This window comes from Pseudomonas sp. NFIX49, assembly GCF_900115915.1.
GTDB classification, from domain to species: domain Bacteria; phylum Pseudomonadota; class Gammaproteobacteria; order Pseudomonadales; family Pseudomonadaceae; genus Aquipseudomonas; species Aquipseudomonas pharyngis.
The window spans coordinates 424,653-437,166 of sequence record NZ_FOYE01000005.1; the positions used below are offsets into that span (position 1 = coordinate 424,653).

Genomic DNA, 12,514 nt, shown 5'->3' on the forward strand with positions numbered 1-12,514 from the left:
CAGGCAATGCTGATCCCCGTGATTCTGTCCGGCGGTGCCGGCACCCGTTTGTGGCCGGTTTCCCGCGAAGGCCATCCGAAGCCGTTCATGACCCTGCCCGACGGCCAGTCCCTGCTGGGCAAGACCTACCGGCGCGCCGCCGCGCTGTTGGACGGCTGGGGCGACATTGTCACGGTGACCAACCGCGAGTACTACTTCCAGAGCAAGGATCACTATCAGGCCGCGCGCCTGTCCCGGCATCGCGGACACTTCCTGCTCGAGCCCACCGGACGCAACACCGCACCGGCCATTGCGGCGGCGGCACTGTCGCTGCAAGCCCTGCACGGCGATGCGGCAATCATGGTGGTGATGCCCGCCGACCATTTGATCGTCAATGAAGAGGCGCTCAAAAGCGCGGTCGAGCACGCGGTCAATCTGGCGAAGGACGGTTATCTGGTGACCTTTGGCGTGGTGCCGACCGCCCCGGAAACCGGCTTCGGTTACATCGAGACCGGCGCACCGCTCAACGACCGGGGCGCGGCCAAGGTCCAGCGATTCGTGGAAAAACCCGACCTGCAGACCGCCACCCATTATCTGGAGAGCGGCAATTTTCTGTGGAATTCGGGGATGTTCTGTTTCTCCACCGCAACGGTGATCGCCGAGCTGGCGCTGCACGCCCCCGAGCTGCTGGAACAGGCCCGCGCCTGCATGGCCGCCAGCGAACCGGTGGAAACCGCCGGTTGCCTGCAACAGGAACTGTCGCCCCAGCTGTTCGCCGAGATCACCGACATCTCCATCGACTACGCACTGATGGAGCGCTCGGAAAAGGTTGTGGTGGTGCCGGCGGGTTTCGACTGGAGCGACATCGGATCATGGGGTGCAGTGGCCGCGCTGGTGCCGGCGGACGCGGATAACAACCGCGCCAGCGGCGAAGCGATCTTCATCGACAGCCGCAACAACTTCGTTCAAAGCGATGGCCGGCTGGTGGCTGCCGTCGGTGTGGAAGACCTGATAATCATCGACACCGCCGACGCCGTGCTGGTAGCCCACGCCGACCGTGCCCAGGATGTGCGACGCGTGGCCAAACAGCTCAAGGACAAATCCCACGAAGCCTATCGCCTGCATCGTACGGTCAGCCGTCCGTGGGGCACTTACACCGTGCTCGAAGAAGGCCCGCGCTTCAAGATCAAGCGCATCGTGGTCAAACCCGGCGGCAAGCTGTCGTTGCAGATGCACCATCACCGCAATGAACACTGGGTGGTGGTCGAAGGCATGGCCAAAGTCACCAACAACGGCAGCGGCACGACCCTGGTGGCGAAGAACGAATCGACGTTCATTGCCGCCGGTCACAAGCACCGTCTGGAAAACCCCGGCGTGATCGACCTGGTGATCATCGAAGTACAAAGCGGTGAATACCTGGGAGAGGACGACATCGTCCGCTTCGAAGACCAATACGGCAGGACGGTGTGAATGCTGCTTTCCCTGTACCGCTCGCTGCACGACTACCGGGGTTTCATCCTCGGTAGCGTCAAGCGGGAGTTTCAAGCGCGGTATCGCAATTCGCTGTTCGGCGCGCTGTGGACGGTACTCAACCCGCTGTCGATGATCATCGTGTACACGGTGATCTTTTCCCACATCATGCGCGCCCGCCTGCCCGGCGTGGACGACGGCATGGCCTACAGCGTCTACCTGTGCGCCGGGCTGCTGACCTGGGGCCTGTTCTCGGAAATCACCCTGCGCAGCCAGAACATGTTTCTGGAAAACGCCAACCTGCTGAAGAAAATCAGCTTCCCGCGCCTCTGCCTGCCGGTGATCGTGCTGCTCAATGCCGGAATCAACTTCGCGATCATCATCGGCCTGTTCCTAGGGTTTCTGTTGATCAGCGGGCGCTGGCCGGGCATGGCGTTGCTGGCACTGGTGCCGCTGCTGGCGCTGCAAGTGCTGTTCTGCGCCGGACTGGGGATGATCCTCGGCGTGCTCAACGTGTTCTTTCGCGATGTCGGGCAATTGTTCGCCATCTGCCTGCAATTCTGGTTCTGGCTGACGCCGATCGTGTACCCGCTGAGCATCCTGCCCGAGTGGGTGCAGCGCCTGTTGCAGCTCAATCCGCTGACCAACCTGATCGGCAGTTACCAGAATCTGTTTCTCTATGGTCAGTGGCCGGTGTGGAGTTCGCTGCTGCCAATCTTCGTGATCGGCCTGCTGTTGTGCGCGGTTGGCCTGCGCCTGTTCCGCCGCCGGGTCGGCGAAATGGTGGATGAACTCTGATGGGGCACATACGCGTCACAGGCCTGGGCAAGGCCTACAAGCAGTACCCCACCCGCTGGAGTCGCCTGGCCGAATGGCTGATTCCGTTTTCGCCGATGCGCCATCGCCAGCACTGGGTGCTGCAGGACGTGAATTTTGAAATCGCTCCCGGTGAAGCGGTGGGGATTGTCGGGGTCAACGGCGCCGGCAAAAGCACCCTGCTGAAAATGATCACCGGCACCACTCAACCGACCTGCGGCCAGATTCAACTCGAGGGCCGGGTCGCGGCGCTGCTGGAACTGGGCATGGGGTTTCACCCGGACTTCACCGGCCGACAGAACGCAATCATGGCCGGGCAACTGCTGGGCATGCAGGTCGAAGACATCGAAGCGCTGATGCCGGACATCGAACGCTTCGCGGAAATCGGCGAGGCCATCGATCACCCGGTGCGCACCTACTCCAGCGGCATGCAGATGCGCCTGGCCTTCAGCGTCGCCACCGCGCGCCGCCCGGATATTTTGATCGTCGACGAAGCGCTTTCGGTGGGCGATGCCTACTTCCAACACAAGAGCTTCGACCGCATCCGCAGCTTCCGCAAGGCCGGCACCACGCTGTTGATCGTGTCCCACGACCGCTCCGCGATCCAGTCGATCTGCGACTCGGCGATCCTGCTCGAAGGCGGCCACATGGTGATGCACGACAAACCCGAAGCGGTCATGGATTACTACAACGCCCTGCTCGCCGAACGCGAAGGCCAGACCGTGCGCCAGGAACTGCTCGACGGCGGCCAGGTACGCACTGTGTCGGGCACCGGCGAGGCCGGGATCCTCAGCGTGCGCCTGCTCGATGAACGCGGACGCTCCATCGACGCCGCCGAAGTCGGTCAGCCGGTGACACTGGAAGTCGAGGTGGAGATTCGTCAGGACATCGAGCGGCTGGTGCTCGGCTTCATGATCAAGGATCGCCTGGGCCAGGCCATGTACGGCATCAACACCCACCGTCAGAACCAGGCGCTGGAAGACCTGAGTGCGGGTGAACGCATCATCTATCGCTTCGCCTTCGTCATGGGCCTGGGCAAGGGCAATTACTCCGTGGCCCTGAGCCTGTCGCGACTGGACTCGCACCTGGACCGCAACTTCGAATGGCGTGACTACGGCCTGGTGTTTCACGTGATCAACAACCGTCAGGAAGATTTCGTCGGCTGTTCCTGGCTGGGTGCCAGCACCTCGATCACCCGCCACGCGGACAGCCTCGCGGAGCGCGCGCCATGACCCGCCTGCTGGTTGAATGCACCCACGTGTTCAAACACCCGAAGGTCAATTCGGGGATTCAGCGGGTGGTGCGCAACGTCATCAAACAGCTGCCGCCGAGCGCCGAAGGGATCGAATGCGTGCCGGTGGTTCTGCTCAAGGGCCAGTTGTACCGAGTGAAGCGTCTGGCGCCGCTGGATTCGCCGCTGTTCAATGCCATCGTCACGTTTGGCGAACGTCTTGAACGGCTGGCTCATCGTTTCTGGCAGCTGCATCAACGGCTGGACACTCGTTGCCGCACAAAACTGGCACGACGCGTGTTGTACGTCGGCTATCGCCTGACCTCGTTCGGTGCATTCGGGCTACCGCTGCGGCTGGTCGGGCTAGTCAATCGCTATCAAATGCCCCAACGCTGCGAGCCGCTGCAACACCAGCCGGGCGATCAACTGGTGTTGCTGGATTCGTCCTGGCATTCGGACTTTTTCCTGCATGCCGAGCGCCTCAAACAGGAAGGCCTGGGCATCGTTGCGGTGATCTACGATCTGATTCCCCTGTCCCACCCGAAGTTTTACGACACGCGGCTGGTCGAGGTGTACAGCGAGTGGTTCGACTGGATCGCCCGCAACGCCGACGGCTTCATGGCCATTTCCGCCACCGTGCGTGATCAGTTGCGTGCAGAAATGCAGCGTCGCCTCGGGTCGGCACAAGTCGGCAAACGCTGGTTCGACTACTTTCACCTCGGTTCGGAGCTGGATCTGCAGAGCGTCGAAGCCGCCGTCGAACCACGTTTGCAACAGCTGTTCGCAACACCGGAGCCGGTGTTCCTGATGGTCAGCACCATCGAGCCGCGCAAGAACCACGACTATCTGCTGGATGCCTTCGACCATGCCTGGGCGAACGGCTCGAAAGCCCGGTTGTGCATTGCCGGGCGCATTGGCTGGAAGTGCGACGCGCTGCTGGCCCGGATCCGCCATCATCCCGAGCTGAACCGACGCCTGTTCATGTTCAACGACTTGAGCGACACCAGCCTCGAACATGCCTACGCCCATGCCAGCGCGCTGGTGTTTCCCTCGTTCGTCGAAGGTTTCGGCCTGCCGCTGGTGGAAGCCATGCAGCGCGGGCTGCCGGCGATGGGCAGCGACATCCCGGTGTTTCGCGAGATCGGCGGTGAGTTCATGGCCTATTTCGACCTGCAGTCGCCGCAAAGCCTCGCCGATCTGGTGCAGAGCTTTGAGCGCAGCGGCCGATTCCCCGCCGCCCGCGATGTCAGCGACTGGCATTGGATCGGCTGGCGGGAAGCCAGCGCGCAACTGGCCGAGCGTACCGCGCGCCATGTGCTGGAGGCACCTCAGGTGTCAGCGAGGCAACATGCGCATAGCCCTTAACGCCCGCATCCTCCAGGCACCGCGCACCGGCATCGGCCATTACGTGGCCGAACTGGTGAATGCCTTGCACACTGAAACCGATATCGAGGTGGCGCTGTTCCATGGCTGGGGCTGGAGTGCGCAACTGCCGGAAGCGGCGATGCCCGGTTATTCGCGCCTGACGCCGCTGCTGCGGCAGATCCCCGGGGCCTATCAGGCGCGCCGCTGGCTTGAACAGAAACGCTTCGATCAGGGCCCGGCGCAACCGGTCGATCTGTACCACGAACCGAGTCTGTGGCCGCTGGCCTTCGATGGCCCGACCGTGATTACCCTGCACGATCTCACGCACCTGCATTTCCCCGAGACCCAGCCACCGGCGCGGCTGCGGGAAATCGAGCGCCGGCTCGCCGAAGGCGTACGCCAGGCGCGGATCATTCTGACCGACTCGCAAGCCATCGCTGACGAGGCCCGGGAGTATTTCGGACTGCCTGCCGAGCGCTTCGTGGTCGCGCCGCTGGGTGTCGCCGAGCGTTTCAGGCCGCGCGATCCACAAGCCATCGATGCGGTGCTCAAGGCCCATGCGGTCGAGTACCGGGAGTACTTTCTCTGCGTCGGCACCCTGGAGCCGCGCAAGAACCTGAATCTGGCCCTGCGCGCCCACGCGCTGTTGCCAGATCGGGTGCGCCAGCGTTTCCCGCTGTTGATCGTCGGCATGGCCGGCTGGCAGCGCGACCAGTTCAGTGATGAATTGCGACAGGCACTGGCTAGCGGGCACGTGTGCCTGCTCGGCTACCTGCCCGATGAGCAAGTCGCGCAATTGCTGGCCGGCGCCCGGGCGCTGATTTTTCCGTCGCTGTATGAAGGTTTCGGCCTGCCGGTGCTGGAAGCGATGGCCAGCGGCACGCCAGTGGTAATCACCCGCTCTTCGGCCATGCCGGAAGTGGCGGGCGACGCCGGCAACTATATTGAAGCTGACGATGCAGACGGCTTGCGTGATGCGATGAGCCGACTGATCGATGATCAAGCGCACTGGCAGGCATGCCGGGAAGCCGGATTGCAGCAGGCACGGCTTTTTTCCTGGAAGCGTTGCGCGCAGGCCACGGCCGGCGCCTACCACCAGGCCATGGGAGGTTGAATGCGAGTTCTTCATTTCTTCAAGACGTACCTGCCTGACTCGGTCGGCGGTATCGAGCAAGTGATCTTTCAACTCTGCGAAAGTGGCGCCCAACACGGCATCGAAGGCCAGGTGCTGACCCTCAGCGCCAATCCAGAACCTGCAGTGGTGCGTCTCGGCCAGCATGAAGTGCATCGGGCCAAACTGGATATCCAGTTCGCCTCCACGGGTTTTTCCTGGAGCGTGTTCAAGCAGTTTCGTGAACTGGCCGCCGAAGCCGACGTGATCAACTACCACTTCCCGTGGCCGTTCATGGATCTGGTGCATTTTGCCAGCGGCGTGAACAAACCGACGGTGGTGACCTATCACTCGGACATCATTCGCCAGAAGCACCTGCTCAAACTCTATCGCCCGCTGATGAACCGCTTCCTCGCCAGCGCCGACCGGATCGTCGCGGCTTCGCCGAACTATCTGCACACCAGCGACGTGTTGCAGCAATTCCAGGACAAGACTCGCGTCATCCCCTACGGCTTGAACAAGGCCGGTTATCCACAGCCTGACGTCGAGCGCATGAACCGCTGGCGTCAGCAGCTTGGGGACAAGTTTTTCCTGTTCGTCGGGGTGATGCGCTATTACAAAGGCCTGCACATCCTGCTCGAAGCCTTGAAAGACGTGGACTATCCGGTGGTGATCGTCGGCGCCGGCCCGCTGGAGCAGGAACTGCACGCCCAGGCCGCGGCCCTGGGTCTGCGCAACATTCATTTCCTCGGGCGGCTGAGCGACGAAGACAAGGTCGCCCTGCTGCAATTGAGCTACGCCATCGTCTTCCCATCGCACTTGCGCTCGGAAGCGTTCGGCATTTCGCTGCTCGAAGGCGCGATGTACGGCAAACCGATGATCTCCAGCGAGATCGGCACCGGCACCAGCTACATCAACATCCACAACGAAACCGGACTGGTGGTGCCACCGAGTCATCCACCGGCATTTCGCGAAGCGATGCGCACCCTGTGGGAAAACCCGGCCCACGCCGCCGAAATGGGCCTCAAGGCTGAGGCCCGCTATCGGCAGTTATTCACAGCCGATGAAATGGGCCGCAAATGGACCGAGCTGTATCAGGAGCTGCTGGAAGAAAAGGCGTTGTCCTACGCCTGATCCGTTACAGATCCAGCACCAGCGGCTGGGCACTCTGCGCCGGCACCGCGCAGCAAATCAGCACCTGCCCCTCCTCCGGCACTTCTGCCGGAGGCTGTGGATAATTCACCGCGCCACTGATCAGCCGCGTCCTGCAGGTGCCGCACGAACCCCCGCGACAACTGAATTCCGGACGCAAGCCGCGACTTTCCGCCAGCTCCAGCAGACTGCCGCCATCGGGCTGCCAGCGCGCTTCCTTGGCTGAACGTTCGAACACCACCGGCACCGACGTGGTCGCAGCCGGCGGTTGTTCCATCACGATCGCGTCCGGATCGGCTTGGCGCTTGAGCGTCGAAGGGCCAAAGGTTTCCGCATGGATCTGCGCATCCCGCACATCCAGTTCACGCAACGTGTCGTAGATGCCCTGGGTGAAACCGCCGGGACCGCAGAGCACGAAGTCGACCTGATCGAAGTCCTCGTCGGTCAGCAGATTGCGCAACAGATCGCCATCGATACGGCCACGCAGATCGAAGTCTTTTCCTTCGACCAGATCGTCTTCCGGCTGGCTGAGCACTCGCAACACCTTCACGGCATCACCGGCTTCCTCCAGCAACCGATCCACCTCTGCGCGGAACGGCTGGTCGGCGAGGCTGCGGGAACTCTGAACAAACAGGGTCGGACGAATCCGCCGGGTCCGCAGGCCCTGATACACCACCTCACGCAGCATCGACAGCAGCGGCGTAATGCCGACGCCGGCCGCCAACAGCACCAGTGGACGATGCTCCAGCGCCGCGACCGTGAAATGCCCTTGAGGCAAGCGCGCCTCCAGCACATCGCCCACGCGAATCTGCTCATGCAGGTGCGTCGACACCCGGCCTTCGCGTTTCACGCTGATCCGGAAGAAATCATCCGACGGCGCGCCGGACAGGCTGTAGGTACGGATGTGCACCTCGCCATCGAGGGTGAACCGCAGCGGCAGATGCTGCCCGGCGAGAAACACCGGCAGTCCTGCGCCATCGTCCGGCTCCAGATAAATCGAGCGGATGTGACGGCTTTCCATTTCGACTTTTGCCACGCGCAATGGCCGCCAGCTGTCCCCCAATGCCTTGGCCTGCAACCGTGCATCGGCCTGGGCCCAGTTACCGGTCAGCAGGCTGGTGGGTGACATGCCGTCGAAGCGCCAGCGAAGAGCCAGCGCTGCCGGACGCCGAACCAGTTTCTCCACCTCAAACGTCCACAGGCGTTCGGCGCCCTGGAAGGCCTCGATCTGCGGCGCCTCGAGAATGATCTCGGTGCGACCGCTGAGCTGCAACACATCACCTGTGGAAAAGTCGATGAACAGCAAGCCGGCCAAGGGATTGAGCAGCAGATTGCCCAGCGTGTTGAAGTGCAGGTTGCCGGCAAAATCAGGGATCGTCAGGCGATTACCCTCGATCCGCACAAAACCGGGCTGACCGCCGCGGTGGGAAACATCCACCGAACGCTCGCCGTCGACATCAACGTAACTGGCGACAAAGAAAGTGTCGGCGCTTTCGATCAGCGCAATGGCGGCGTCATCGAGGCTGTCACGGTGTTCGGCTTTGCGGGTCTGCGGATCGGTCAGCGGCACCCGCTGAAACTGACGCAATTGAATGTATTGCGGGCAGTTGCCGAACGATTGATCCACCGTCAGACCGAACCCGTTCGCGTCAAGATTATCGATGTGGCCATTGAGCCGATTGCGCCGGCGGGTGTGCAGTTCGATACCAAGCAGACCGATGGCGGCGCCGGCTTGTAACTGCGCCGGGTCATCGGCAGCCGGCAGACTGGCGAACTGCAGTTGCGTCGGCTCGGGAGAGTGAGCAAAGCCCGGCTCCCCCTCCAGCACACTGGCCCAGGGGCGACCTTCGGCATCCACCGCGCCGTACAGCATGAAAGGCAATTGCTCATAGAACTGGCGGTGTTGATCCGGCATCCAGGTGCGAATCACCTTACGCCCGAATTCCGCCATGCGCTCGGCAACGCCGACATGGGCCTGTAACTGTTGCTCGCCAGCGTGCCACGGTGAACGTTCCATCACGGTCTCTCCCCTGCACCATCGGTGCAGATTGAATGTCAGACGGTGGTTTGCAGGCCGGCAACGGTGCGCGGCATGCCGACAAAACCGGGCAGCGCCTCGATGCGCGAAAGCCAGGCGCGAACGTTAGCGTAGTCGTCCAGCGACACATTGCCTTCCGGCGCGTGGGCAATGTAGCTGTAGGCCGCCACGTCAGCGATGGTCGGCTCAGTACCCGCCAAATACGGGGTTTTGCCCAGTTCCAGGTCCATCACCTTGAGAAAGTTGTGCGCACGGGTGATGACTTCCTCGGCGTTGAACTTCGCCCCGAACACCGTGATCAGGCGGGCGGCCGCAGGGCCGAAAGCAATCGGCCCGGCGGCAGCGGACAACCAGCGCTGCACATGCGCGGCGCCGACCGGATCGCTCGGCAGCCAGCGGCCGTTGCCGTATTTCTGTGCCAGGTAGACGAGAATCGCGTTGGAGTCGGCCAGCACTACACCATTGTCATCAATGGCCGGAACCTGACCAAAGCTGTTGATCGCCAGGTAGCCGGGCTGTTTGTGCTCGCCTTTGGCCAGATCGACAAAGATCAGCTCGGTCGGCAGTTGCAACAGTGACAACATCAGTTCGACGCGATGGGCGTGGCCGGAACGCGGGAAGTTGTAGAGTTTGATCGCTTGCATGGTCGACTCCGCTGGATGATGGCGCCGTTCAGGGTGGACGGCGGCCGTGGGAGCCATCTTCCACCTATCGTGAAAACAACAGAATCACCAGCAAACGCAATCCATTATTTCTCTGGATGAAATAACGCGGCGTTTTTCAGCGCCGGATGCTCACGCAATGCGTTCACCATGAAATCGACAAAACTGCGCACCCGCGCCGGCGCCTTGCGTCCGCCCTGATACACCACATGGATCGGCAACGCAGGCAGTTCGAACTCGGCGAGGACGATTTCCAGTTCGCCGGAGGCGACCTTGCTGGCCACCTGATAAGACAGCACCCGGGTCAGTCCCAGGCCCAGCGACGCCGCCGTGATTGCAGCCTGATTGGCCGTGACCACCAGACGCGGTTCCGGTTTTACCCCGATGAGTTCACCGTGTTCCATAAATGGCCAGCTACGCTGCTGGCCGATGGCCGAAGTCGCCACCACCGGCGCCCCGGCCAATGCCTGTGGATGGGCAGGCCGCCCATGGACCGCGAAGTATTCCGGCGAGCCGCAAATCACCCGCCGTACCTCACCGACCCGGATCGCATGCTGATTGCTGTCCGGCAACTCGCCGATACGCACCGCGACGTCGATGCCCTCCTCGACCATGTTCACCACCCGGTCGAGCAACAGGGCATTGATGGAAACGTCCGGGTATTGCGTCAGATAACGCGCCATCACCGGCGTGACAAACAGCTCGCCGAATAAAACAGGCGCCGTCACCGTCAACTGCCCACGCGGCTGGGTATGACTGCCGGCAGCGGAATCCTCCGCTTCCTGCACCTCGGCGAGAATCCTCCGACAGTCTTCCAGGAAACGCAGACCGGCTTCGCTCAAATGCACGCTGCGGGTGGTCCGGATCAACAACTGCGTGCCGATCCGCTGCTCCAGCGCCGCCACCGCCCTGGTCACGCTCGCCGCCGACAGACCCAGACGCCGCGCCGCAGCAGAAAAGCCCTGCTCCTGGGCGACGATGGCGAAAACCTGCATTTCCTGAAAGCGATCCACTTTTCAACTCCTAAACCGCGGCGTTCATCCGCTGATGCAAGTCAGGGAATAACAGTTGAGCAAACCAGATCGGCAAACCCGGATAGAGATCACGTGCCTTGGGTGTCGCACTCTGAACCAGACCCAGTTGTACGAGACTTCTCAATTGATCCGTTGCCACCCGATCGGACAATCCCGTGAAGATTTTGAAATCCGCGCGGCTCAACGTGCCCTGCGTCAGCAGAACATGCAAAGCACGGGCTGTTTCCAGCTTGATTCCCTCTCGCTTGATCCGCTCGTCCCAAGCAAAAATGGTATGCAACCTTTCGCGCATATTGGAGATGTTCAACGCCTGCTCTGTATAACGCATCTGGTCGAGACAGGTTTCCAGCATGAAACCGACAAATTCGAACAAACCGGCCTGCGTCAGTTGACCACGACCATCCAGATCCCCACGACGCGGCTTGTCGGCGTTGGCCAGCCGGGCGTAATAGGACGCCTGCTGTCGAGCAAGCCCGCGGGATAAGGACCAGAGCGGCGAAACCAGCCCAAGTTTCTGCAACTGGAGATGCGTCACCAGCCTGACTGTTCGTCCATTTCCGTCAACGAAAGGATGCACCCAGGCCAATCGATGGTGATAAGCCATGACGGCAAGCAGTCGACTCCGAGCGTCCGGCAAACGACCGTATACCTGCTGCATCCGGTTAAGCATGGGCGATACAGATTGGCAGGAGGGGGCCGCGTGATTGCCGACAAGCACTTCCTGACTCGCCACATCCCGCAGTTGACCAGGCACCAGTTGACTCCCGTCACTCAGGCTCAGTTGCTCGTCGCAAGCACCGAGAAAAAGACGCTTGTGCAGGCGCGTAACGAATGCCGGACTGAACAGGGTTTCCCATGACAGGTCCTTATGCATAGTCAGTGCTCGTTCAAATGCCTGCTGTGTGCCGATGTGCGTCATAGCCAGCTCTGTGAGCTCTTTGCGGTGACGTTTTGGAGCTGTCGGGGCAAGCGTCACTGGCTCCGTGAACTGGCCTTCTATCAGGTTGCTGTAAAAACTGCTGGTGACACGCAGTAGGCCGCCGACGCGTTGCAGCATGGGGGGAGAAACCATGGCGCTGAGTTTTCCCGCCTGAAAGGGCACTTGCTCGGCCAGTTGCAATATTTCGCTGGGAAATACAGGCATGAGCGGCTCGAGCCAATGGTTTCCCAAGACAGATTCAGCACTCATCAAACCTCCAGAATCGCGGATTTTTTTGCGAATTCAAGATTACGCTCAAAGCCTTTAATTACCTAGCCTTGAGTAATGTAGGAGATTTCATTAATGGGTGTAGTTAGCGGATTTTTTTGCGGATTTTCTGTAGGAATTGCTGCGGTGTATCTGTGTTCTGCACAAGAGCGCGAATAATTTGATCCTACGGAATAAAGTCTGTCGGATCGAGCCCAGCAATTACTGGGATTAGCCGACGGGCTAATCAGAAATAAAGTCTGTCGCATCCCGCATTTTTTAAGGCCTTACCGTGTGACCTACTAAATAAAGTCTGTCGGAATTACGCAACCATATGATTTTAATGAATTTTAACGACACAAATTGAATACTGACGCTTGTAATTCACGCACAGTGAGAATGATGATCGAGACGTGCTCGGGGCCTGACCTGCCAAACCCCGGGACCACCCGGTCCACAACCAATGCAGA

10 protein-coding genes are annotated in these 12,514 nt (G+C 61.1%); 6 read left to right on the top strand and 4 right to left on the bottom strand.

Annotated elements, in window-relative coordinates; genetic code table 11:
• Nucleotides 1-6 precede the first annotated feature (6 nt).
• The 6 genes from BMZ46_RS16875 to BMZ46_RS16900 are packed head-to-tail and all read left to right on the top strand — an operon-like array spanning nucleotide 7 to nucleotide 7,106.
• A complete protein-coding gene (locus BMZ46_RS16875; RefSeq protein WP_039765006.1) occupies nucleotides 7-1,449 on the top strand; it encodes a mannose-1-phosphate guanylyltransferase/mannose-6-phosphate isomerase in 1,443 nt (480 codons plus the stop codon).
• On the top strand, nucleotides 1,450-2,247 hold the full coding sequence (locus BMZ46_RS16880; protein ID WP_074689844.1) for an ABC transporter permease: 798 nt from the start codon (nucleotides 1,450-1,452) through the stop codon (nucleotides 2,245-2,247).
• Complete coding sequence (locus tag BMZ46_RS16885) at nucleotides 2,247-3,497, top strand: ABC transporter ATP-binding protein (RefSeq protein ID WP_039765002.1); 1,251 nt, start codon at nucleotides 2,247-2,249, stop codon at nucleotides 3,495-3,497. The genes BMZ46_RS16880 and BMZ46_RS16885 overlap by 1 nt, the downstream gene beginning before the upstream one ends.
• Nucleotides 3,494-4,861, top strand: a complete 1,368-nt coding sequence (locus BMZ46_RS16890; protein WP_074689842.1) for a glycosyltransferase family 4 protein — start codon at nucleotides 3,494-3,496, stop codon at nucleotides 4,859-4,861. The genes BMZ46_RS16885 and BMZ46_RS16890 overlap by 4 nt, the downstream gene beginning before the upstream one ends.
• Nucleotides 4,845-5,975 carry a glycosyltransferase family 4 protein gene (locus tag BMZ46_RS16895; protein WP_039764999.1) on the top strand — a complete coding sequence of 377 codons (1,131 nt, stop codon included), beginning with the start codon at nucleotides 4,845-4,847 and terminating at the stop codon, nucleotides 5,973-5,975. Before BMZ46_RS16890 ends, BMZ46_RS16895 begins: the two co-directional genes overlap by 17 nt.
• Entirely contained in the window at nucleotides 5,976-7,106 is a 1,131-nt protein-coding gene (locus tag BMZ46_RS16900; protein ID WP_074689840.1) for a glycosyltransferase family 4 protein, read from the top strand.
• 4 nt (nucleotides 7,107-7,110) lie between these two features.
• Here BMZ46_RS16900 and BMZ46_RS16905 read toward each other — a convergent pair whose 3' ends face one another.
• The 4 genes from BMZ46_RS16905 to BMZ46_RS16920 all read right to left on the bottom strand — a co-directional run bounded on the left by BMZ46_RS16905 (nucleotide 7,111) and on the right by BMZ46_RS16920 (nucleotide 12,047).
• Nucleotides 7,111-9,141, bottom strand: a complete 2,031-nt coding sequence (locus tag BMZ46_RS16905; RefSeq protein WP_074689838.1) for a 2Fe-2S iron-sulfur cluster-binding protein — start codon at nucleotides 9,139-9,141, stop codon at nucleotides 7,111-7,113.
• 38 nt (nucleotides 9,142-9,179) lie between these two features.
• Entirely contained in the window at nucleotides 9,180-9,806 is a 627-nt protein-coding gene (locus BMZ46_RS16910; RefSeq protein WP_064600620.1) for a glutathione S-transferase family protein, read from the bottom strand.
• Between the two features lie 104 nt (nucleotides 9,807-9,910).
• The gene (locus BMZ46_RS16915) at nucleotides 9,911-10,837 is read right to left on the bottom strand and encodes a LysR family transcriptional regulator (RefSeq protein WP_074689836.1); all 927 of its coding nucleotides are present in this window, start codon (nucleotides 10,835-10,837) and stop codon (nucleotides 9,911-9,913) included.
• Nucleotides 10,838-10,847: 10 nt separating this feature from the next.
• On the bottom strand, nucleotides 10,848-12,047 hold the full coding sequence (locus tag BMZ46_RS16920; protein WP_239065528.1) for a Fic family protein: 1,200 nt from the start codon (nucleotides 12,045-12,047) through the stop codon (nucleotides 10,848-10,850).
• Between the last annotated feature and the right edge of the window lie 467 nt (nucleotides 12,048-12,514).

Coding starts and splice junctions, on each gene's coding strand:
- BMZ46_RS16875 (WP_039765006.1), top strand. CDS start 7: ATGCTGATCCCCGTGATTCTGTCCGGCGGTGCCGGCACCCGTTTGTGG.
- BMZ46_RS16880 (WP_074689844.1), top strand. CDS start 1,450: ATGCTGCTTTCCCTGTACCGCTCGCTGCACGACTACCGGGGTTTCATC.
- BMZ46_RS16885 (WP_039765002.1), top strand. CDS start 2,247: ATGGGGCACATACGCGTCACAGGCCTGGGCAAGGCCTACAAGCAGTAC.
- BMZ46_RS16890 (WP_074689842.1), top strand. CDS start 3,494: ATGACCCGCCTGCTGGTTGAATGCACCCACGTGTTCAAACACCCGAAG.
- BMZ46_RS16895 (WP_039764999.1), top strand. CDS start 4,845: ATGCGCATAGCCCTTAACGCCCGCATCCTCCAGGCACCGCGCACCGGC.
- BMZ46_RS16900 (WP_074689840.1), top strand. CDS start 5,976: ATGCGAGTTCTTCATTTCTTCAAGACGTACCTGCCTGACTCGGTCGGC.
- BMZ46_RS16905 (WP_074689838.1), bottom strand. CDS start 9,141: ATGGAACGTTCACCGTGGCACGCTGGCGAGCAACAGTTACAGGCCCAT.
- BMZ46_RS16910 (WP_064600620.1), bottom strand. CDS start 9,806: ATGCAAGCGATCAAACTCTACAACTTCCCGCGTTCCGGCCACGCCCAT.
- BMZ46_RS16920 (WP_239065528.1), bottom strand. CDS start 12,047: ATGAGTGCTGAATCTGTCTTGGGAAACCATTGGCTCGAGCCGCTCATG.